Annotated in this window: 21 protein-coding genes; 18 read left to right on the forward strand and 3 right to left on the reverse strand. The window is 31.0% G+C overall.

Annotated elements, in window-relative coordinates; genetic code table 11:
* Position 1 precedes the first annotated feature (1 nt).
* The 3 genes from GFJ99_RS07800 to priA all read left to right on the forward strand — a co-directional run bounded on the left by GFJ99_RS07800 (position 2) and on the right by priA (position 4,061).
* A complete protein-coding gene (locus GFJ99_RS07800; protein ID WP_008253668.1) occupies positions 2 to 925 on the forward strand; it encodes a YihY/virulence factor BrkB family protein in 924 nt (307 codons plus the stop codon).
* A 21-nt stretch (positions 926 to 946) separates the two neighbouring features.
* Positions 947 to 1,510: a chalcone isomerase family protein gene (locus GFJ99_RS07805; RefSeq protein ID WP_008253667.1), complete on the forward strand. Its 564-nt coding sequence runs from the start codon at positions 947 to 949 to the stop codon at positions 1,508 to 1,510.
* Between the two features lie 100 nt (positions 1,511 to 1,610).
* A complete protein-coding gene (priA, locus tag GFJ99_RS07810) occupies positions 1,611 to 4,061 on the forward strand; it encodes a primosomal protein N' (protein ID WP_153208254.1) in 2,451 nt (816 codons plus the stop codon).
* Between the two features lies 1 nt (position 4,062).
* Here the strand turns inward: priA and GFJ99_RS07815 are convergent, their stop codons facing one another.
* A complete protein-coding gene (locus GFJ99_RS07815) occupies positions 4,063 to 4,758 on the reverse strand; it encodes a LytTR family DNA-binding domain-containing protein (protein WP_008253664.1) in 696 nt (231 codons plus the stop codon).
* Between the two features lie 150 nt (positions 4,759 to 4,908).
* Between GFJ99_RS07815 and rpsF the strand changes: the two genes are divergently transcribed.
* The 6 genes from rpsF (at position 4,909) to GFJ99_RS07845 (ending at position 9,287) form a co-directional block, all read left to right on the forward strand.
* Complete coding sequence (rpsF, locus tag GFJ99_RS07820) at positions 4,909 to 5,250, forward strand: 30S ribosomal protein S6 (RefSeq protein ID WP_008253663.1); 342 nt, start codon at positions 4,909 to 4,911, stop codon at positions 5,248 to 5,250.
* 2 nt (positions 5,251 to 5,252) lie between these two features.
* Positions 5,253 to 5,549 carry a 30S ribosomal protein S18 gene (gene rpsR, locus GFJ99_RS07825; protein ID WP_008253655.1) on the forward strand — a complete coding sequence of 99 codons (297 nt, stop codon included), beginning with the start codon at positions 5,253 to 5,255 and terminating at the stop codon, positions 5,547 to 5,549.
* Between the two features lie 63 nt (positions 5,550 to 5,612).
* Positions 5,613 to 6,056: a 50S ribosomal protein L9 gene (gene rplI, locus GFJ99_RS07830; RefSeq protein ID WP_008253648.1), complete on the forward strand. Its 444-nt coding sequence runs from the start codon at positions 5,613 to 5,615 to the stop codon at positions 6,054 to 6,056.
* A gap of 73 nt (positions 6,057 to 6,129) precedes the next feature.
* On the forward strand, positions 6,130 to 6,603 hold the full coding sequence (locus GFJ99_RS07835; protein ID WP_153208255.1) for a DUF6495 family protein: 474 nt from the start codon (positions 6,130 to 6,132) through the stop codon (positions 6,601 to 6,603).
* Position 6,604: 1 nt separating this feature from the next.
* Complete coding sequence (gene ligA, locus GFJ99_RS07840; protein ID WP_153208256.1) at positions 6,605 to 8,596, forward strand: NAD-dependent DNA ligase LigA; 1,992 nt, start codon at positions 6,605 to 6,607, stop codon at positions 8,594 to 8,596.
* Positions 8,589 to 9,287, forward strand: a complete 699-nt coding sequence (locus GFJ99_RS07845) for a hypothetical protein (RefSeq protein ID WP_153208257.1) — start codon at positions 8,589 to 8,591, stop codon at positions 9,285 to 9,287. Before ligA ends, GFJ99_RS07845 begins: the two co-directional genes overlap by 8 nt.
* A gap of 21 nt (positions 9,288 to 9,308) precedes the next feature.
* On the opposite strand, the gene GFJ99_RS07850 is transcribed toward GFJ99_RS07845, so the two are convergent.
* Both GFJ99_RS07850 and GFJ99_RS07855 read right to left on the reverse strand, forming a co-directional pair.
* On the reverse strand, positions 9,309 to 10,223 hold the full coding sequence (locus GFJ99_RS07850) for a bifunctional UDP-sugar hydrolase/5'-nucleotidase (protein WP_153208258.1): 915 nt from the start codon (positions 10,221 to 10,223) through the stop codon (positions 9,309 to 9,311).
* Positions 10,224 to 10,234: 11 nt separating this feature from the next.
* A complete protein-coding gene (locus GFJ99_RS07855) occupies positions 10,235 to 11,023 on the reverse strand; it encodes a 5'-nucleotidase C-terminal domain-containing protein (RefSeq protein ID WP_153208259.1) in 789 nt (262 codons plus the stop codon).
* A 45-nt stretch (positions 11,024 to 11,068) separates the two neighbouring features.
* Between GFJ99_RS07855 and GFJ99_RS07860 the strand changes: the two genes are divergently transcribed.
* From GFJ99_RS07860 to GFJ99_RS07900, 9 genes are all read left to right on the forward strand, one after another.
* Positions 11,069 to 11,587: a hypothetical protein gene (locus tag GFJ99_RS07860; RefSeq protein ID WP_153208260.1), complete on the forward strand. Its 519-nt coding sequence runs from the start codon at positions 11,069 to 11,071 to the stop codon at positions 11,585 to 11,587.
* A gap of 1 nt (position 11,588) precedes the next feature.
* Positions 11,589 to 12,467 carry a 4-hydroxy-tetrahydrodipicolinate synthase gene (gene dapA / locus GFJ99_RS07865; protein ID WP_153208261.1) on the forward strand — a complete coding sequence of 293 codons (879 nt, stop codon included), beginning with the start codon at positions 11,589 to 11,591 and terminating at the stop codon, positions 12,465 to 12,467.
* Between the two features lie 97 nt (positions 12,468 to 12,564).
* A complete protein-coding gene (locus GFJ99_RS07870; RefSeq protein WP_153208262.1) occupies positions 12,565 to 13,359 on the forward strand; it encodes an outer membrane protein assembly factor BamD in 795 nt (264 codons plus the stop codon).
* 9 nt (positions 13,360 to 13,368) lie between these two features.
* Positions 13,369 to 13,683 carry a DNA-directed RNA polymerase subunit omega gene (locus GFJ99_RS07875; protein WP_008253630.1) on the forward strand — a complete coding sequence of 105 codons (315 nt, stop codon included), beginning with the start codon at positions 13,369 to 13,371 and terminating at the stop codon, positions 13,681 to 13,683.
* A gap of 6 nt (positions 13,684 to 13,689) precedes the next feature.
* Entirely contained in the window at positions 13,690 to 14,901 is a 1,212-nt protein-coding gene (coaBC, locus tag GFJ99_RS07880) for a bifunctional phosphopantothenoylcysteine decarboxylase/phosphopantothenate--cysteine ligase CoaBC (RefSeq protein ID WP_153208263.1), read from the forward strand.
* Entirely contained in the window at positions 14,891 to 15,784 is an 894-nt protein-coding gene (locus GFJ99_RS07885) for a DUF4835 family protein (RefSeq protein ID WP_153208264.1), read from the forward strand. The genes coaBC and GFJ99_RS07885 overlap by 11 nt, the downstream gene beginning before the upstream one ends.
* Before the next feature lie 23 nt (positions 15,785 to 15,807).
* Complete coding sequence (gene recN / locus GFJ99_RS07890) at positions 15,808 to 17,460, forward strand: DNA repair protein RecN (RefSeq protein ID WP_153208265.1); 1,653 nt, start codon at positions 15,808 to 15,810, stop codon at positions 17,458 to 17,460.
* 63 nt (positions 17,461 to 17,523) lie between these two features.
* Complete coding sequence (fabV, locus tag GFJ99_RS07895; RefSeq protein ID WP_153208266.1) at positions 17,524 to 18,714, forward strand: enoyl-ACP reductase FabV; 1,191 nt, start codon at positions 17,524 to 17,526, stop codon at positions 18,712 to 18,714.
* A 233-nt stretch (positions 18,715 to 18,947) separates the two neighbouring features.
* Positions 18,948 to 23,495: a T9SS-dependent choice-of-anchor J family protein gene (locus GFJ99_RS07900; protein WP_153208267.1), complete on the forward strand. Its 4,548-nt coding sequence runs from the start codon at positions 18,948 to 18,950 to the stop codon at positions 23,493 to 23,495.
* Positions 23,496 to 23,498 lie beyond the last annotated feature (3 nt).

Consider the following 23,498-nt stretch of genomic DNA (forward strand, 5'->3'; position numbering starts at 1 on the left):
TATGTCGGAAGAAATAGAAATTAAACTAAATAAAATTCCTGTTATAAAGCAGTTGGTTTTACTTGCAAAAGCCATAAAGTTGAAATCTTTAGAAGGGTTATCGCTTTACGATATTTTAGAAATGTATGTTTTAGGAATTTTCAGAGGTGCTTTTTCATACAGAGCAAGTGCTATTGCGTTTAGTTTTTTTATGGCATTATTTCCTTTTGCTTTATTTATTCTGAATTTAATTCCATTTATTCCGTTAGAAAATTTTCAAGCCGATTTTTTAAAATTTGTTGAAAACGGAGTTCCGCCAAATACTTATGAGGCGATAGAAATGATTTTAAAAGATATTATGGGTACTAGTCACCAAGGTTTGCTTTCTTCTGGTTTTATATTATCTATTTTGTTAATGACAAATGGAATCAATGCCATTTTAGGTGGATTTGAGATGTCGGCTCACATTACCATAACTCGTGGGTTTTTTAAACAGTATTTTATTTCTTTAGCTATATCATTAGTTTTATCTTTAATTTTAATTATTACAGTTGCTGCAATTGTAATAACCGAGGTTATGATCCAAAAAATTAATGTTCATGGTTATGTTGCAGATGTTTCTGTAATAGAATGGAGTCGTTATGGTTTTATTATTCTAATGATACTAATTACAACATCTATACTATATAAATTTGGAGCTAAAGAAACTTCAAAAATCTCATTTATCAGTTATGGAGCTGTTTTAACTACAATTTTAATTATACTTTCATCTTATATTTTTGGGGTATATGTAGAAAAATTTGCTCGATATAATGAACTATATGGTTCAATTGGTACGCTTCTTGTACTTATGTTTTATATTTGGATCAACTGCATGGTTCTGCTTTTAGGGTTTGAATTAAATGCTACAATTTCAAAATTGAAAAGAAAAAATTTATATATTTAACAAAAATTAATTCAAATTATTATGAAAAAACAAATTATTACATTTTTAGTGCTTATTGCTACTACTTTGACTGTTAATGCACAACAAACCGTTTCAGGAGTAAAAGTTGACGCTAAATTAGCTTTAGACGGGCAAAATTTAGTTTTAAATGGTGCTGGAACTAGAGAAAAAATGTGGATCGATTTATATGTTGGTTCATTGTATCTTCCAAAAAAGAGTTCGAGTGCAAAAGATATTATGGATAGTAAAGATGCTGCTGCCATAAAATTAAATATCATTTCAGGAATGATTACTTCTGATAAAATGATTTCAGCAATTAATGAAGGGTTTGAAAATTCTACTAATAAAAATACAGCTGCTTTAAAAGCTAAAATTGACAAATTTAAAGGATTCTTTAAAGATGAAATTAAAAAAGGAGATGTGTTTATTATTATGAATGTACCAAGCGAAGGCGTTGTTGTATATAAAAACGGAGTTAAAAAAGGTACTATTGACGGACATGATTTTAAAAAGGCTTTATTTGGAATTTGGTTATGTGATAAACCAGCAGATAAAGATTTAAAAGATGGAATGTTAGGAAAATAAATCCAAGCACATAATATAAATGAAAGCGTTCTCAATTGAGAGCGCTTTTTTTGTAATAGTTTCTATTTTCTTTTCTCTTTTTTCAAACTATATTTGCTTTATGTTGTATTTCATAGAAGTTGTATTGCCGTTGGCGGTTTCTAAAACCTTTACTTATCAGGTTTCAGAAGCTGAGTTTAACTACATTCAAGTGGGAATGAGAGTTGCTGTGCCTTTTGGTAAAACAAAAATGTATACGGCATTAGTATTAGATAAAAATAATATTCCTCCACAATTATATCAAGCAAAAGAAATACACCAAATTTTAGATGAAAAACCTGTTGTAAATTCATTTCAAATAACACATTGGAAATGGATAGCATCTTACTATATGTGCTCTTTAGGTGAAGTGTATAGAAGTGCATTGCCTTCTGGATATATTTTAGAAAGCGAAACAATTATTTCTGCAAAAGAAAATCATGAAGTTTCATCGGAGGGTTTAAAAGATGATGAATATTTAATTTTAGAAGCTTTAAAAAGTCAATCTTCAATTACGATTCAAGATGTAATTAAGATTTTAGGAAAGAAAACTGTTTTTCCTATTATAAATAAGCTTTTGGCAAAAGGAGCATTGGTTTTACAGGAAGAAATCTCAGAACAATATAAGCCTAAATTGGTTCGCTACTTAAAATTACATGACGAGTTTTTGCAACAAGATAAATTAATGGCATTGTTAGATGTTTTATCAAAAGCTAAAAAACAACGCGAATTAGTTTTGCATTATTTTCAATTACAAGCCCAAGATAAAAATCCAATTTCAGTAAAAAAACTACTTGCAACTTCTGGTAGTTCTTCTTCTATAATAAAGTCATTAGTAGATAAAGCTATTTTTGAAGAATATCATATTGCGCAAGATAGAGTTGTGTTTGATAAAAAAGACAATGCTGCTTTTGAACTAAGCGAAGCCCAACAAAAAGCTTTTCAAAGTATTCAAGAAAATTTACAATCGTTTGATGTTACACTTTTACAAGGAGTTACGGCATCGGGCAAAACGGAAATATATATTAAGCTTTTAGAAAAATACATGCAACAAGAAAAGCAAGTATTACTCTTATTGCCAGAAATTGCATTAACTACTCAATTGGTTCAACGATTAACTGCCTATTTTGGTAATGAAGTAGCTGTTTTTCATTCCAAATATTCTAATAATGAACGAATAGAAGTTTGGAATCAGGTTTTAGAAAATTCACCAAAAGCAAAAGTAGTTATTGGTGTTCGAAGTGCTTTGTTTCTTCCGTTTTCAAATTTAGGATGTATTATTGTTGATGAAGAGCATGAGCAAACTTATAAACAACACGATCCAGCGCCAAGATATCATGCAAGAGATGCGGCAATTGTATTAGCAAAGCAACACGGAGCAAAAGTGGTTTTAGGGAGTGCTACGCCAAGTTTAGAAACGTATCATAATGTGCAGTCTAAAAAGTATAGTTTAACCGAATTAAAAGTGCGCTACGGAAATGTAGTTTTACCTGAAATTTTGTTAATTGATATAAAAGATAAATATTTCAGAAAAAAAATGACCGGTCATTTTTCAGATGAACTATTAGAAACCATTTCAGAAACCATTTCTAACGGAGAGCAAGTAATATTGTTTCAAAATAGAAGAGGATTTTCGCCTTATGTAGAATGTATGACGTGTGGACATGTGCCGCATTGTCCAAGTTGCGATGTAAGTTTAACCTATTATAAGTTTAAAAACCAATTACGTTGTCATTATTGCGGTTATTCTATTTCAAATCCTACACATTGTCACAGTTGTCAGTCAGTAGATTTAACTACGAAAGGATTTGGAACAGAACAGATAGAAATGGAATTGAAAACCCTTTTTCCAGAGAAAAATATTGGAAGAATGGATCAAGATACAACACGCGGAAAGTTTGGTTTTGAAAAAATAATTGATTCCTTTAAAAATAGAGAAATTGATATTTTAGTAGGAACTCAAATGTTAGCAAAAGGATTGGATTTTGATAATGTTACTTTAGTGGGGATTCTTAATGCAGATAATTTATTAAACCAGCCTAATTTTAGAGCTTATGAAAGAGCGTTTCAGATGATGACACAGGTTTCGGGCAGGGCAGGGCGTTCAGAAAAAAAAGGAAAAGTATTAATTCAGACTTATAATCCGTATCATAATACTATTCAGCAGGTTTTGGGTAATGATTATGCGGCAATGTATAAAGAACAAATTTACGAACGTCAAAATTTTAAATACCCACCATTTTATCGCTTGATTAAATTAACACTAAAACACCGTGATTTTGATAAATTAAAAGAAGGTTCGCTTTGGTTTTATAACGTATTAGTGCAAAGTTTGCCAATTCCTGTATTAGGGCCAGAAGAACCAGCAATTAATAGAATTCGTAATGAATATATTAGAACCATTATGGTTAAAATTCCTGTAAACTCAAATTTAGGACAAACCAAATCGATTATAAATAAAATGCGCAATAGTTTTGAAGCTATTGCGCAGTATCGTTCTATTAAAATTACGATAAATGTAGATGTGTATTAAATTAAGCGTTTTCTATTGCTTTAGTAATTTCTTCCTTTTTGTTTCTGCTTAATGGAATTTTAGTGGTTCCAATTTCAGCAAACTTACTATTGAATTTTTCCACACGATCTAAATTAATAATGTATGATTTATGAACTCGAATAAATTTGCCTTCAGGTAATTCTTTTTCAAATCCTTTCATTGTAGAGAGTACTAAATGACTTTCTTCATCTGTTACAATTTTAATGTAATCGCCATAAGCTTCAACCCATTTAATTTTTGAAACAAATATTTTTAGTTTTTTTAAATTGCTTTTAATAACAATACTATCTCCATTTTCTTCATGGTTTTCATAACGAAGAGAGTGCAATTCAGTGGCTTTTTTTACGGCTTTAATAAAACGTTCTTTTGAAATAGGTTTTTGAAGAAAATCAGTTGCTTCATAGTCAAATGCCTTTACAGCATAGTCGGCTTTTGAAGTGATAAATATAATTTGAGGTTTTGTTTTTAGTCCGTCTAAAAGGTCAAACCCATTAATTAAGGGCATTTCTATGTCTAAGAATATTAAGTCTATTGAATTGTTGTTAATGCAATTCTTTGCTTCAAGAGCATTCGCAAAATCTCCTACTAAATTTAAAAATGTTGATTCGTTTACTAATTTGGTAATGGTAATTCTTTGAATGGAACTATCATCTACAACAATACAATTCAACTTCATGGGCTTATATTTTTTAAAGTATCGATAAAAATAATAAAATAATTTACATTTAACAAGTTTTAAGTAAAAAAATAACTCTGTTAAGGGTTTGTTTATTCAAATAAAAGTACTATTTTTGCACCCAATTTTATAACAATAAATATAAAGATTATGAATCATTATGAAACTGTTTTCATCTTGAATCCCGTTTTATCTGAACAACAGGTAAAGGAAACAGTAAGCAAGTTTGAAGATTTTCTTACTTCTAAAGGGTCTGAGATGGTATCGAAAGAAGATTGGGGCTTAAAAAAATTAGCTTACGAAATTCAACACAAGAAAAGTGGATTTTATCACTTATTCGAATTCAAAGCGCCAGCTGAAATTATTATTGCATTTGAAACTGAATTTCGTCGTGACGAGCGTGTTATGCGTTTCTTAACTGTGTCTTTAGACAAACATGCAATTTCTTGGGCAGAAAGAAGAAGAGTTAAACTAAAAGCTAAATCAAACTAATCATGTCTACATTAGAGCAATCTGCAAAAGGTAAAAAAGACGGAGATATCAGATATCTTACGCCTTTAAACATAGATACAAACAAAACTAAAAAATATTGTCGTTTCAAAAAATCAGGTATTAAATATATCGATTATAAAGACGCAGATTTTTTATTGAAATTTGTTAACGAGCAAGGTAAAATTTTACCAAGACGTTTAACAGGTACTTCATTAAAATACCAAAGAAAAGTTTCTGTAGCTGTTAAAAGAGCTCGTCACTTAGCTTTAATGCCATACGTGGCCGATTTATTAAAATAATATTTAACAAATAGTTGTTGCTTCGCCATTGGCGGGCTAACTTCTAATTAAAAGGACAACAACATGGAACTTATCTTAAAACAAGACGTTCAAAATTTAGGATTTAAAGATGATGTAGTAACTGTAAAAAACGGATACGGACGTAACTTCTTAATTCCTCAAGGTGCTGCTATTTTAGCAACTCCTTCTGCTAAAAAAGTTTTAGCTGAAAACTTAAAGCAAAAAGCGCACAAAGAAGCTAAAGTTGTTGCAGACGCTAAATCTTTAGCTGAAGCATTAAAAGCTTTAGAAATTAAAATTACTGCTAAAGCAGGTGGTGATAAATTGTTTGGTTCTGTTACTAATGCTAACATTGTGGAAGCTTTAGAAGCTAACGGTCATTCAATTGATAGAAAATTCATTACTAGTGGTGTAGTAAAACGTGTAGGTAAATATACTGCAAACGTAAGATTACACAGAGATGTTATCGTTGAATTAGCTTACGAAATCGTAGGTGAAAAAGCATAATTTTTCTTAAAATATAAATTAGCTCCGATTTTATCGGGGCTTTTTTTTTATCTTTACTTTATAAAATTACTACATGAAGTACGCAAGATTAACTAAAGAGCAATTAGAAGAGTTACATCCAGAATTTATTACTTTTTTAGCGACACAATCGATAGATAAGAAGGAATGGGATGAAATTAAACAAAATAAACCACAAGTTGCCGAGCAAGAAATCGATATTTTTTCCGATATGATTTGGGAAAAAGCATTAACAAATGTGACGCATATTGATCATTTTTCTAAAAATTACATTTTCCTTTTTAAATGTATGCAAAATGCGGTTTTTTCTTTCGTAATTAAAACCAATAATCCAAAAATCGATTTTGTTTCTGCTGATGGAATTCATTGGTTATCTGATAATTTATTTTCCGACGAAGTAGAAATTACAAGAGGTAAGAAAGACTTATCAGAAAACAGAAATGAATCGTTGTTTGAAATTATCAAACAAGGTGGAATCATAAGTAAAGGAGAATTGTTTACTAAGTTAGATAGCTTAATCAATCAATAATATGAGCGTTTTAGATACTATTAAAAATTTAAGAGAAGAATTAAACCAGCATAATTACAACTATTATGTGTTAGATAATCCTACGATTTCTGACTTTGAATTTGATCAAAAACTAAAACAGCTTCAAGATTTAGAAATACAAAATCCTGATTTTTTTGATGAAAATTCGCCAACTCAAAGAGTAGGAGGAATGGTGACCAAAAATTTCGAGACTATTAAACATGAATACCGCATGTATTCGTTGGATAATTCCTATTCAATTGAAGATTTACAAGATTGGGAAACCCGAATTCAAAAGGTTTTAGGTGATGTTCCGTTAGAATATACTTGTGAATTAAAATATGATGGAGCATCTATTAGTATTTCGTATGAAAATGGTCGATTAGTAAGAGCAGTAACCCGTGGCGATGGAGTTCAGGGTGATGATGTTACTAATAATATAAAAACAATAAAAGCGGTTCCAATTCATTTAAAAGGCGATTTTCCTGAAAAATTTGATATTCGTGGAGAAATTATTCTTCCGTTTGCCGGATTTGAAAAAATGAACCAAGAATTAATTGAAATTGGCGAAACTCCTTATTCCAATCCAAGAAATACGGCATCTGGAAGTTTAAAATTACAAGACAGTGCAGAAGTCGCAAAGCGCCCGTTAGATTGTTTATTGTATTTTGTCATAGGTAATAATTTACCCTTTAAAACGCAATTTGAAGGCTTGCAAAAAGCAAGAGAATGGGGATTTAAAGTGCCAACCCAATCTAAATTAGCAAAAAATCTTAATGAAGTTTTTGAATACATCAATTATTGGGACAAACACCGTCACGATTTACCTTATGAAACGGATGGAGTTGTAATAAAAGTCAATAATATACAACATCAAGAAGAATTAGGATATACGGCAAAATCTCCACGTTGGGCAATGGCGTATAAGTTTAAAGCCGAACAAGTGACTACGAAATTAAACTCGATTTCGTATCAAGTTGGGCGAACAGGAGCTATTACTCCAGTGGCGAATTTAGAGCCAGTGCAATTGGCGGGAACGATTGTAAAACGTGCTTCATTGCACAACGCCGACCAAATTGAAAAATTGGATATTAGAATTGGCGATGACGTTTTTGTTGAAAAAGGAGGCGAAATTATTCCGAAGATTATTGCTGTTGCTAAAAGAGGAAATCAAGCAGAACCTACAAAATACATCACGCATTGTCCTGAGTGCCAAACGGAATTAGTTAGAAGCGAGGGCGAAGCGAATCATTTTTGTCCGAATTTCTATGGCTGTCCGCCTCAGATTATTGGAAGAATTCAGCATTTTATCACTCGAAAAGCCATGGATATTGATGGTTTGGGAGGAGAAACGGTTGCTTTGTTGTTCAACGCAGGTTTGGTTACGAATTATGCCGATTTGTATGAACTAAAAAAAGAGCAAATCATTCCGTTAGAACGCATGGCAGAAAAATCTGCAGATAACTTAATTAACGGAATCGAGAAATCAAAAACGATTCCATTTGAACGTGTTTTGTATGCGTTAGGAATTCGTTATGTAGGAGAAACAGTTGCAAAAAAATTAGCCAAACATTATAAATCGATAGATGCAATTGCAAATGCGAGTATTATGGATTTGATATTAGTAGATGAAATTGGTGATAAAATTGCTCAAAGTGTAATGCAATTCTTTGATAATCAAGAAAATATTCGTATCATTGATAAGCTTAAGAGTTTTGGAGTTCAGTTAGAATCAGATGTAGAAGATGTTTTGGTTTCAGAAAAACTAAAAGGAAAGACATTCGTAGTATCAGGTGTTTTTGAAATTTATTCACGAGATGAACTCAAAAAATCCATTGAAGATAATGGTGGAAAAGTAGGAAGTTCCATCTCATCAAAAACAGATTTTGTTATTGCAGGAGATAATATGGGACCTTCAAAACTAGAAAAAGCGAATCAGTTAAAAATTGCTATAATTTCTGAAATCGATTTTAAACAAATGATAGATGGTTAAAGTTAATTCGGCCTTATTTCTTTATTTTGCAGCTATTCTTCTTTATGTTGTAGCTGTATTAATTGGAAGTGATAATTTAGAACTTTTTAGTAAACCAATTATCATTCCTTCAATCTATTATTTTTATTATACTAGTGTAAAAGGTAAAATTAGTTATTTGTTTACTTTTTCAGTTTTATCTTATTTTATAGGTGAGATTTTGTTTTTACTTAACCAAGATGATTTTTTAGTTTCAAGTTTAGTCTTTTTTGGAATCCCTTATATAATCATTACATTTTTTTTAGCACAAGATTTTTTATTTTATCTAAAAATAAAAAAATACGATGTAAATAATATTTCTTTTTATATTATACTAATGCTTTTATTTTACTTGCTGTATAATGTTTTGTCTTTTATAAATGAAACATCTCAAATAGAGTTTAGTATTTATATTATATATGGAATTCTATTACTTGTTATGGGATTACTTAGCTTTCTAATACAGTTTAATTTTAATAATAAAGCGATATCATTTATGGTTTTAATGATTGTATTTTTTATTATTTCTGATTTATTTTATATTTTTTCAAAAAGTACAAAAGATGTCATGGCTCTAAAACTAATTAATGTGGTTTCTCAACAATTATCGTATTATTTATATGTTGGATATTTTGTTTACAGAACGAAATTATATCCGCATTTAAGAAGTTAAAATAGAATAGCGAAATACATCTTAAACGATAATATTCTTTGTATGATTGTGATGGTTTTTATCGTTTGATAAATAAAAATCGATTCTACCTAAGTTAACTCCAAAGCATCCTACTTGATTAATTAAAACTTCTTTTCCTTCACTGTTTTTTTCAATAACAGGTTTGTCTAAGAAAGTATGGGTATGACCTCCAATTATCAAATCAATATTTTTTGTTTTATTGGCTAGCATAATATCGCTTGGTTTTTCTGGATCGTTTTTGTATTTAAAACCTAGGTGAGATAAACAAATCACTAAATCACATTTTTTTTCTTCCTTTAGGATTTTTGTCATGTCTTGAGCAACTTCAATAGGGTTGTTGTAAACTGTTTCTTTATAAAGTTTTTTATCTACAAGTCCATCTAATTGAACTCCTAATCCAAAGATGCCTATTTTAATTCCATCTTTTATAATGATTTTATAAGGCTTTACAATATCATGTAAAATGGTATTTTTAAAATCATAATTTGCAGATACAAAATCAAATTTGGCATGAGGTAATTGAGCATAAAAACCATCAATACCATTGTCAAAATCATGGTTTCCCATAGTAGCCAAATCGTATTGCATCATACTCATTAGTTTAAATTCTAATTCACCACCATAATAATTAAAATAAGGTGTTCCTTGAAATATATCGCCCGCATCTAACAATAGAACATTTTTTTCTTCTTTTCTAATGTTTTCAATGATTGCAGCTCTTCTTGCAGCACCACCCATATTTGGATTTTTTGGATGATCTACAGGAAATGGATCAATGTGACTATGAACATCGTTAGTGTGTAGAATTGTAATTTTTTTAGTGTCAGGGCTAGAAAAACTACTTAAACTCATTCCGGTTAAACCAAGTAAAGCAGAACTAGCAGCTGTTTTTTGGATAAAATCTCTTCTTTTCATTGTTATAAGTGTTATTCTAAAATTATTTTTTCAGTTGTAATATTTGGAATTGTATCTACTTTTTTAAAATAGTCAATTAACATATTTCTAAGTTTGTATTCCATGTCAAACTTAATGGTACTGTTTTTAAAAAAAGTCATATTATCACCACCATTTGCTAAATAATCGGATGTAGCTACATAATATAGTTGAGATTCAATTACAGGTTGGTTGTTAATTTCTATTTTATTTATAGTTGAATTTGTTGAATCAATATAGATTTTCATACCATACAAAGGATGTGGTTTCTTTTCCTTGATAATATATTCTGCTAACGTTTTTATTTCCTTTCCTGTTAGTCCTACAATTATTAAACTGTTTTCAAAAGGCATTACTTCAAATGCGGTTCTTGTAGTGACGTTGCCTTTAGCAATTACAGATCGTATTCCACCATGATTAAGTAAACAAATGTCAATATTTTTGTTTTCTCTTTTAAGAAAAATAGGATTTCCTAGTTCAAATGTAATTTCAGCTAATAAATTTCCAATGTTTGTTTGCCAAGCGCCTTTACTTTTGTCTTGTGTTTCAGGACAATAAGCTAAAACGCTATTTAAATCATTATTGATGTTTTCGCCATAAGGTTTTACATAACTAGCAATTGCTTCATTCTCTCCATTTTTATCAGTAATTCCTATTTTTTTTCCTTCAACTGTAATGGTTTGATAAGAAGATGCTGATTTGCAGGATATAATAAAGTTAAATGTTAATAATATAACAAAAAAATGAAAAGATATTGTATTCTTTTTTACATTTACAAGCATAACAAAAGTTTAAAATTTTAAATTTGTAGATTAGGTAAAAATACTATGTTTTATAATATAATAAAGAACTTTTTTCTTAAAAAAAATGTTACTAAACGATTAACTAGTGAAAATTCTTTTGCATCAAATGAAAAAGTAATAACAGTTGGAATTTTAGTTGATGAATCCTATTTTTCAGAAACGAACCAATTAATTGAACGAATAGTTTCTCAAGGAATAGATGCAAATAATATTTCTGTTTTAGTTTATAAAGATAAAATCAAGAAAAAAGAAGAAATAAATGAACCTTTTTTAACGATAAAAAATATTTCGCTTTCTGGTGAAATAACGAAACCAGAAGTAAAGGATTTTATTGAAACGCCATTTGATTTATTACTAAATTATTATGATGTTTCTAAAAGTTCACTTTTATTATTATCAGTAAAATCTAAGGCAAAGTTTAAAGTTGGGTTTGATACAGTTGATAAAAGAGTGAATCATTTTATAATAAAATCACTTGTCGAAAATTTTAACGAATTCGTTTTGGAACTCTTTAAGTATTTAAAAATTTTAAATAAAATATAAAATGCAATCATTTATAGGAACTGGTGTTGCTTTAGTTACTCCGTTTAAAAAAGATTTTTCGGTTGATGTTGAGGCGTTAATTAGAATTGTAAATCATGTTATTGAAGGTGGAGTAGAATATTTAGTGGTTCTAGGAACTACGGCAGAATCTGCTACTTTATCACAAGAAGAAAAAGAATTGGTAATCAATACTATAGTTAATGCAAATGCAGGAAAATTGCCTTTAGTATTAGGAGTTGGTGGAAACAATACTATGAAAGTTGTAGATGAATTAAAAACAAGAGATTTTTCTAATTTTTCTGCTATCTTGTCTGTTTCTCCTTATTATAATAAACCAACGCAAGAAGGAATTTACCAACATTTTAAAGCAGTTGCAGAAGCTTCTCCAATTCCGGTTATTTTATATAATGTACCAGGGAGAACGGCAAGTAATATGTTGCCTTCAACTGTAAATCGTATTGCAAATGATTTCAAAAATGTTATTGGAATTAAAGAAGCAGCAGGAGATATTGTGCAAGCAATGAAGTTAATACAAAATAAGCCAGAAGGATTTTTAGTAATTTCTGGAGATGATATGATTACTTTACCAATGGTTTTAGCTGGTGGAGCAGGAGTAATCTCTGTAATTGGAGAAGGTTTTCCAAAAGAATTCTCTGAAATGGTGCGTTTAGGCTTGCAAAGAAAAGTAGACGAAGCCTATAAATTACATTACTTGTTGGCAGATAGTATAGATATGATTTTTGAACAAGGAAATCCTGGCGGAATTAAAGAAGTGTTTAAAGCACTAGGTTTGTCTGAAAATACAGTAAGATTACCGCTCGTTAATGTTAATGAAGATTTAGCAACAAGATTGCATAATTTCACACATAAATTAAGTTAAAAAAAGATTTTTGTAGTAAACAAATAATGTCTAAATTTGCAGTTGCTTTTTTAGACTTCAAAAAAGTTGAATTTTAAGAAAGATTAAATTTAAATAAATGAATAAAGTAATTAGTTTCCTTTTTATTGCGTTTTTTTTGATTTCTTGTAGTGAGTATCAAAAGGCTTTAAAATCAGATGATGTTGCAGTGAAAAATGAAGCAGCAAACAAAATGTATGAATCAGGAAAGTATTTAAAAGCTATTAGATTGTATGAGCAAATTGCTCCGGCTTATAAAGGAAAACCTAGTGCTGAGCGTATGTTTTACTTTTATTCTATGGCTTTATATAAATCAAACCAATATTATTTAGCTGGTTATCAATTAGAAAATTTTGTTGCTACTTATCCAAAAAGTGAGAAAAGAGAAGAATCCGCTTTTTATGCAGCAGAGTGTTTTTATAAATTATCTCCAAAATATAGTTTAGATCAAACAGATACAAGCAAGGCATTAGATAAAATGCAACATTTTATAGATGTTTATCCAGATTCTCAATTTTTACCTCAAGCCAATGTTTATGTAAAAGAGTTGAGAGAGAAGTTAGAGAAAAAAGCATTTGAAATTGCAAAACAATATAATACAATTTCAGATTATAAAGGAGCTTTAAAAGCTTTGGAAAATTTCTTAGCTGATTATCCTGGAACACCTTTTAAAGAACAAGCTTTGTATTACAGATTAGATTCTGCTTACAATTTAGCAATTAATAGTATTGAATTAAAAAAACAAGAACGTTTAAGTTATGCTAAATCAACTTATGCTAACTTGGTAAAGTTTAATGAACAATCAGAATACAAAGAAAAAGCCGATAAAATGTTGGCTGAAGTGGAAAAAGAATTAGAAAAATATACTAAATAAAAGTAAATCATGGATTTAAAGAAAACAAATGCTCCTGTAAATACTATTACTTATAACAAAAGTAAATTAGAAGAGCCTACTGGAAACATTTATGAAGCGATTACTATCATGTCAAAACGTGCTAATCAAATCAATACTGAAATTAAAAAAGAGTTGATTGAAAAATTAGAAGAGTTTGCAACATATAATGATAGTTTAGAAGAAGTTTTTGAAAACAAAGAACAAATTGAAGTTTCAAAATTCTATGAAAAATTACCTAAACCACATGCTTTAGCAGTACAAGAGTGGGAAGAAGGTAAAATTTATTACAGAGACTCTAAATAAATCAACATGTCTGTTTTAAGCGGTAAAAAAATCTTACTAGGAATATCTGGTGGTATAGCTGCATATAAAACAGCCAATTTGGTTAGATTATTTATAAAAGCAGGTGCACAAGTACAAGTTGTAATGTCGCCTGCTTCTTTGCATTTTGTTACCCCACTAACCTTAGCTACACTTTCTAAAAACCCCGTTTATTCTACTTTTTATAACGAAGAAGAAGCAACAGGGGAGTGGAATAATCATGTAGAACTGGGATTATGGGCCGATTTAATGGTAATTGCTCCTGCAACTGCTAATACACTTTCTAAAATGGCAAATGGAAATTGCGATAACTTACTTATTGCAACCTATCTTTCTGCTAAATGTCCGGTTTATTTTGCTCCTGCAATGGATTTGGATATGTACAAACATCCATCCACTTTAGATAGTTTTCATAAGTTAAAATCTTTCGGTAATATTATAATTCCTGCTGAAAATGGGGAATTAGCCAGTGGTCTATCTGGTGAGGGTAGAATGGCAGAACCTGAGAATATTCTAACATTTTTAGAAAATGACCTTTTAGAAAAATTACCTTTAAAAGGGAAAAAAATACTGGTTACTGCTGGGCCAACTTATGAAGCTATTGATCCTGTTCGTTTTATTGGGAATCATTCTTCTGGTAAAATGGGATTTGATATTGCTAATGAGGCAGCTAATAAAGGGGCCGAAGTAATATTAGTTTCTGGACCTACACATTTAAAAACGATAAATTCTTCTATTAATTTAATTCGTGTAACATCGGCTCAAGATATGTTTGATGTTTGTAACGAGTATTTTAATTCTGTTGATGTGGCTATTGCAGCTGCTGCTGTTGCGGATTATCGACCAAAAAATGTGGCCAATCAGAAAATAAAAAAGAGCGATGTTACGTTTTCAATTGAGTTGGAAAAAACAAAAGATATTTTAGCTTCCCTTGGTGAACAAAAGAAAAATCAGTTTTTGATTGGTTTTGCACTAGAAACTGAAAATGAAATTGAACATGCAAAGCAAAAAATCCAGAAAAAAAACTTAGATTTGATAGTTTTAAATTCTTTAAATGATAAAGGAGCTGGTTTTGGATTTCCTACGAACAAAGTTACTTTTATTTCTAAAGACTTTGTTGTAGAACCTAAAGAATTAAAATCAAAAGAAGAAGTGGCTCAAGATATTATAAATAAAATAATTCAATTTTATGATGCGTAAAATATTAGTAGTAGTGGTTTTCTTGTTTGCAATAGTTAATGTGTTTTCACAAGAACTAAATGCAACAGTTTCTGTAAATTATCAACAAGTAGCAAATGGAAATCCACAATTATTTAAAAATCTTGAAACTCAGGTTAAAGAATTTTTAAATACCACTAAATGGACTACGAAAGAATATACGGATGTTGAAAAGGTTGATTGCAATTTTTTTATAAACGTAAATACTTATGGCTCCAATAATTTTGAAGCTACATTACAAGTGCAATCTTCTAGACCTGTTTACAATTCAAGTTTATCATCTCCAATATTAAATATAAATGATAAAAATTTTACATTTAGATTTATAGAGTTTGAAAATTTAATTTACGATCAAAACTCATTTAATTCTAACTTAGTTTCTGTTTTAGCCTTTTATTCTAACTTGATAATTGGATTAGATCAAGATTCTTTTTCAGAATTAGGAGGAACGGAATATCTTCAAATCGCATCAAACATAGTTAATGTAGCGCAAACAAGTGGATATAAAGGATGGAGCCAATCTGAAGGAAACAATAATAATAGAAATTTTTTAATTTCAGATATGTTGTCAAATACATTTACGCCTTTTAGACGAGCTCTTTATCAATATCACAGACTAGGATTAGATATAATGGAGCAAGATATTAAAAAAGGTAAAGAAGGTGTAATTAAAGGAATTAATGCTTTGGCAGAAGTTCAAAAAGTTAGACCTAATGCTTTATTGACTAGAACATTTTTTGATGCAAAAACAGACGAAATTGTATCTATTTTTAGTGGAGGACCAAATGTTGATGTAGCGCCTTTACTTGTAACTTTAAATAGAATATCTCCGTTGAATTCTCAAAAATGGAGTCAAATTAAATAATAATTTATTAGAATCTATTATTTATGTTACTTTCTCTTTCTATAAAAAATTATGCTTTAATAGAATCTCTGGAAACCGATTTTTCTAACCAATTTTCCGTTATTACTGGTGAAACTGGTGCCGGAAAATCGATATTACTCGGTGCTTTAGGTTTGGTTTTAGGTAATAGAGCCGATTTAACTTCTTTGAAAGATAAAGAGCAAAAATGTATTATTGAAGCTCAATTTTCAATCTCAAATTACAATCTTCAGTCTTTTTTTGATGAAAACGACATGGATTATGAAGATAAAACAATCATAAGAAGAGAAATATTACCTACCGGAAAATCGCGTGCTTTTGTTAATGATAGTCCTGTAAATTTGCAAGAATTACAAGAATTAGGAGCTATGTTGTTAGATATTCATTCGCAACATCAAACACGAGAATTAACAGAAGAAAATTACCAAATTGATATTTTAGATGCTGTTGCCAATAACGGAAGTATAGTTATTTCTTATAAAAATGCTTTATCTGATTTTAAAGCTACACAAAAAGAACTAAAACAATTAGTTGCTGAAAAAGAAGCTCTAGTTAAGGAATATGAATACAATTCGTATTTGTTAAACGAACTTTTAGCAGCCAATTTAGCAAATGGCGAACAAGAAGATTTAGAACAAGAATTAGAACAATTGAGCAATGTTGAATTTATAAAAGAAAATCTTGAAAGAATTTCAGCTATTGCAAACGAAGAGCAAGTTGGGGCTTTAATGAATTTGAAAGAAATTAAAATTTCACTTCAAAAAATTGCTACTTTTTCTAATCTATATTCACAATTACAAGAACGCTTAACGAGTAGTTTGCTTGAAATAGAAGATATTATTTCGGAGTGCGAACAAAGTAATGAAAAGATTTTAGCTGATCCAGAACGATTAGAATTAGTTACCACCAAATTACAGTCTATTTATAATTTACAGAAGAAACACCAAGTACAAACTGTATCAGAATTACTGTTAATCCAGGACGAATTAGATGCAAAAGTAATTCGTGTTGATGATTTGGACGGAGCTATTTATAAGTTGGAATCAGAATTAAATAAACAACAAATACAAGTTGATGAAATAGCAAAATTAGTTTCTGAAAATAGAAAAAAAACGGCACCAATTTTAATTGAAAAAATAAGAACAATTTTATCGCAATTAGGAATGGTTGAAGCTAATTTTCAAATTGAAATCAATCATACCAATTCATATTATCCAAAAGGAAAAGATGAAGTGGTTTTACTATTTTCAGCGAATAAAGGAACTAGTTTTGGTTTATTGAAAAAAGTAGCTTCCGGAGGAGAAATGTCAAGAATTATGTTAGCTATAAAAGCCATTTTAGCCAATTATTCAAAACTCCCAACAATTATTTTTGATGAGATTGACACTGGAGTTTCGGGAGAAATTGCAATAAAAATGGGAGAAATAATGAAAGAAATGAGCAAAACCATGCAAGTATTTGCTATTACTCATTTACCTCAAATAGCAGCAAAAGGAAGTTCGCATTATAAAGTTTCAAAGCGAAATCAAGGCGAAACAACTATATCAGAATTAAATTTGTTAACTGCAGAAGAAAGAATCCAACAAATTGCAGAAATGCTTTCAGGAAAAGAGATTACAGAATCGGCTTTACAACATGCAAAAGCTTTGTTGAATTAATTTTTTTAAAGTACTTTTGTTTACCAATTTAACGACAACAAACCATATTAAAAATAGAATAAGATGATTATAGAACCAAGAATGAGAGGATTTATTTGTTTAACAGCCCATCCAAAAGGTTGTGAGCAAAATGTAAAAAATCAAATTGAATATGTAAAGTCTAAAGGAAAAATAAACGGACCTAAGCGAGTACTTGTTATTGGAGCTTCAACAGGTTTTGGTATGGCTTCAAGAATTACAAGTGCTTTTGGTTCAGATGCAGCTACTATTGGTGTATTTTTTGAAAAAGCACCTGCTGAAGGCAAAACAGCATCTCCAGGTTGGTACAACTCAGCTGCTTTTGAACAAGAAGCTACAAAAGCTGGTTTATATGCAAAAAGTATTAATGGTGATGCATTCTCTAACGAAGTGAAGCAACAAACAATAGACATGATTAAAGCTGATTTAGGTCAGGTTGATTTAATTATTTATAGTTTAGCTTCTCCAGTGCGTCAACATCCAGTAACAGGTGTTTTACATCGTTCTACTTTGAAACCAATTGGTAGTACTTTTACAAATAAAACAGTTGATTTTCACACAGGAAATGTAACACAAGTTTCGATTGAACCAGCGAATGAAGAAGATATTGCAAACACCGTTACAGTAATGGGTGGTGAAGATTGGGCAATGTGGATTGATGCAATGAAAGAAGCAGGAGTTTTAGCGGAAGGATTAACAACGATTGCTTATTCTTACATAGGACCAGAAGTAACTGAAGCGGTTTACAGAAAAGGAACAATTGGTCGTGCCAAAGATCATTTAGAAGCGACTGCTTTTGAAATTACAGATAAATTAAAAGACCTTAACGGAAAAGGATATGTTTCAGTTAATAAAGCATTAGTTACGCAAGCTAGTTCGGCAATTCCAGTAATTCCATTATATATTTCATTGTTATATAAAATCATGAAAGCAGATGGAATTCACGAAGGTTGTATAGAGCAAATCCAACGTTTATATGCAGATCGATTGTATACAGGAAATGCTGTTCCTACTGATGATAAAGGAAGAATCCGTATTGATGATTGGGAAATGAGAGCTGATGTACAAGAAAGAATTGCCAAATTATGGTTAGCATCTACAACAGAAACATTAGTAGAATTAGGAGATTTAGCTGGTTACAAACAAGATTTCTTAAATTTATTTGGATTTGGATTCGAAGGAGTAGATTACCTGGCAGATGCGAATGAAATTATACTAGTGCCAAGTATTAAATAAATAGAATTTAGATATACCTTAAAACCTCGATTTATTCGAGGTTTTGTTTTTTATAACATTTTGAATTGAAAAAGTTATAAAAAACAAACAAACAAACACAATATGCTTTTAAACGACTTTTCCGTACACTTTGTCGATATTAAGAAAACATCACCAAAACGTTGGATAATTTGTTAAAAATATGTTAGTTAATTATTTTATATTTGTTTTGATTAACTAAAAATTATTAATAAATGAAAAAAATTACTTTAATTTTATTTGCGCTCTTTACGTGTTGGCAAATAAATGCTCAGGTAAGTTCCTATGCTTTTGCAGAATCTACCGAGACTTATGCCCAAATTACAGGTACTACATCCACCGCTACAGGTGATGATGGTAGTCAAAATACGATTGCTATTGGTTTTACTTTTAATTTCGGAGGTGTTGACTATACAACATTTAGTATTAATACTAATGGCTGGATAAGACTAGGAAACACAATTACTACTGGTTCATTTACAAATTCATTAGCAAATGCAGCAGCTTACAGACCTTTAATTGCTGCTTTTTGGGATGACAATAATATGACTGGAGGAGAAATTAGATATTCAGTTACTGGTACTGCTCCTAATCAGGTATTAACTGTAAATTGGCACAATTCTAAAATAGGTGGAGGTGGTTCCACAGCTGGTGCTGCAGTCTCTACTTTGTTAAGACTGTATGAAACTACAAATGTTATTGAAATTGTATATAGCAATCCATTTACAACTACTAATACAGTTACTGCATCTGTTGGTTTAAATGATGCTGCATCTTTTTTAAGTGTAACTCCTGCAGCTACTTCAACAGTATCTTCAGCAGCTGCTAACAATACTATTAATGCCGCTACAATGGCTAATTTAGCAGGTAAGAAACTTACATTTACACCGCCATCATGTGCATCGCCAGCAGGTTTTGTTGCTTCAGCATTAACGGCTTCAACTGCTACTATTGCATGGAATGCAGCGGTTCCAGTTCCTTCTACAGGTTATGAATATTATTATTCTAATGTAAATACAGCTCCTACAGGAGCAGGAACTCCTATAAATGCTTTAACTGATAATTTATCAGGATTAACACCTAATACTACATATTACGTTTGGTTACGTTCAGACTGTGGTGGTACTTATAGTTCTTGGGCTGGTCCATTTACATTCAGAACTACTTGTAATGCATTTTCAGTTCCTTTTTCAGAAGGTTTTAATTCAACTTCTACAACAGAAGCTTGTTGGACAGTTTTAAATGTTAATGCTGATGGTGATCTTTGGGATACTAACTATGTTACTAATCCATTTGAAGGTGATCAATCTGCTGTTATTTATACTGACTTCAATGCAGGTGTTAATAATGACTGGTTAATTTCTCCTGCAATTACTTTAACTGGAAATCAAAGATTAAAATTCCACTATAGAGTTCAATCAGCTGGTGAGCCAAATGATTTTGAATTATTATTATCAACAACTGGAAATACTCCAGCTAGTTTTACAAATACATTAATTGCTAATACAAGTTATTCAAATATAACTTATGTAGAGCAAGTAGTTGATCTTTCTGCATATTCTGGAGATATTAATATTGCTTGGCATGTACCTAATGGTGGTTTAGATGGATGGAGATTATATATTGATAATGTAATTGTTGAAGATATTCCATCATGTGTGGAACCAAATACAATAGTTGCTTCAAACATAACTTCTTCAACTGTTGATTTATCTTGGACAGATGGTTCAGGAGGTTTACAATTTGATTATGAATACGTAATTCAAGCTCCTGGAACAGGAGAGCCTACAACAGCTGGTGCTCAAATTGGAGACGTAACTGTTATAGGTGAAGGATTTGATATTAACGGAAATCCGCTTGCGCCAAATACACTATATGAAGTATATGTAAGATCAGATTGTGGTGGTGGTGACTTTAGCCCATGGGTAGGTCCTATTACTTTCAGAACGTTATGTGCTACTTTCGTTGCGCCATTTAATGAACCATTTAGTACGAACACTTTTCCTGATTGTTGGGCACAAGGCGGTGTTACTCCGTGGGAGTTTGGTAGTAATGTTACTACACCTGCAGGTTTTGCAGATTATGGTGCTGATTTAGCGCCAGACAACACTGGTGCAGGTGGAACTTTTATTGGTATGGATGGTTCTGATAACACTGATGGTGAAATTAGTACCTTGACATCTCCTTTAATTGATATTACTCCTTTAACTACTCCAAGATTAAAGTATGCAGTTTTCAGTAACAACGTTGATGACGCTGCTCGAAATCTTTTACAAGTAGAAGTTTGGGATGGTGCAGCATGGAATTTAGTTAATACTGTTTCTGATAATTTAGGTGCTAACTGGGTTGTGTTTACAACAGATTTATCTACTTTAACGATTACAGGACCAATACAAATTAGATTTACTGTTACAGGTGTTGCTAATGGAGGTTTCACTTTTTATAATGATGTCTTAATTGATGATGTAATTGTAGAAGATATTCCATCATGTGTGGAACCAAATACTATTTTAGCTTCTAACGTTACTTCTTCTACTGTAGATTTATCTTGGACTGATGGTTCAGGTGGTGCACAATTTGATTACGAATATGCTATTCAAGCTCCTGGTACAGGTATTCCTGCAACAGCTGGTGCTCAAATTGGAGACGTAACTGTTGTAGGTGAAGGTTTTGATATTAATGGAGATCCATTAGCTGCTAATACAACTTATGAAGTATATGTAAGAGCTGATTGTGGTGGTGGTGATTTTAGTCCTTGGATTGGACCAATTACTTTTACTACATTATGTAACACTTTTGTAGCTCCTTATACAGAAGGTTTTGAAAATGCAGGAGCTATTCCTTCTTGTTGGAATATGAGTGGTTCTGAAAACTGGTTGTTTTCTAATGCTCCTGGTTTTAACCACATTGGTAACAATGGTTTAATTACTGGTTCAACTACATCTGGGGGTTATTATGCATGGGTAGATGACTCAACACCAAATACCACTAATGCAACTTTAACATCTCCAATGATTGACGTTACGGCGTTAACAGTGCCAAGATTAACTTTCTTTGAATTAAGTAATAATGAAGGTGCTAATCCAAACTCTACTTTAAATGTTGAAGTATGGGATGGTGCTGCTTGGAATCCAATGGCTACATATAATACTAACACAAATGGTTGGGAAAAAAGAGTAATCGATTTAAGTACTCTTACAATTACTGGTGATATTCAAGTTAGATTTATTATTGTTGAATCTGCTAGTTTCTATGACGATATCGCAATTGATGATGTTACAATTGAAGAAACGCCTTCATGTTTAGAACCAACTTTGTTTGCTTTTGATACAGTAGGTACTGATAGTGTAACGGTTTCTTGGACTGCTGGTGCAGGTGAAACAGAGTGGGAATATGTAATTCAAGCTCAAGGAACAGGTGTTCCTGCTGGTGCTGGTATTTCTACTACTTCAAATCCTCTTACAATTTCTGGTTTATCATCTAATACTCCTTATGAGATTTATTTAAGAGCAGTTTGTACTTTAACTGAACAAAGTATTTGGGTTGGACCATTTAATGTGCAAACTAATATTGCAGTTATTTGTGGTACACCAGTAAATACTACATATTGTTATACTGATAATGATTCAACTTCTTGGACGTTTACATCTAATGATGGAAGTCCATTAAGATTAACTTTTAATGCTGGTCAAGTTGAAAATAACTGGGATGAATTAATTGTAATTGATTCAGATGGTTTAACACAATTATACAACGGTTATGGTGCTGCTGGTAATTTAGCCGGTTTAACTTTTGATTCTACAGGAGATACTATTACTGTTATGATTTCTTCTGATGGATCTGCAAACTGTGGTGATTCTGCATATACTTCATGGGATTTTGATATTGCTTGTGCAACATGTGTTAATCCAACAGCTACATTTACTATTGTACCTGATTGTGCAAATGGTCAATTTTCTATTGATGTAGACGTTACAAATATTGGTTCTGCAACTTCATTAGCAATTTCTGATGGTACTACAAACTTAACTGGTATCTCTGCTACTGGTGTTCAAACTTTTGGTCCTTATGCAGATGGTGCAAGTGCAACAATATCTATTACAAATGAACAAGATGCTGGTTGTAGTATCTCTTCAGGCGCTTTAGATTATGTTTGTCCTCCAACAAATGATGATTGTGTTAATGCAATCGCTGTTAATTGTGGTGATGTTGTTACTGGTTCAACTGCTAATGGTGCAACTGACTCAGGTAACAATTCATCTGCGGATGTTTGGTATTCTTACAGTGGTGCTGCTGGTGATATTACGGTTAGCTTATGTAATAATACAGCTTATGATAGTTATTTAAGAGTTTTTGACGCTTGTGGAGGTACTGAAATTGGATTTAATGATGATTTCTGTGGTGCACAATCTCAAGTAACTTTTGCTGCAGATGGTACAACTACCTACTATATCATGGTGGAAGGATTTGGAGCTAATAATGGTAATTTTGAAATGGCTGTTACTTGTGTATTGAGTAATGGAGATTTTGATGCTAACTCTTTCTCTGCTTATCCAAACCCAGTTAAAGATGTATTAAATATTTCTTATACTTCTGAAATCTCTTCTGTAAGAGTTATCAATATGATAGGTCAAGAAGTACTTTCTAGAAATATTAATGCAACTTCATCTCAGGTTGATATGTCTCATTTAAGTGCTGGTACTTACATTGTAAATGTAACAGTAGGAGACGCTATTAAAACTTTAAAAGTAGTTAAGCAATAATTA

Source organism: Flavobacterium sp. LMO6 (assembly GCF_009495795.1).
Taxonomy (GTDB): domain Bacteria; phylum Bacteroidota; class Bacteroidia; order Flavobacteriales; family Flavobacteriaceae; genus Flavobacterium.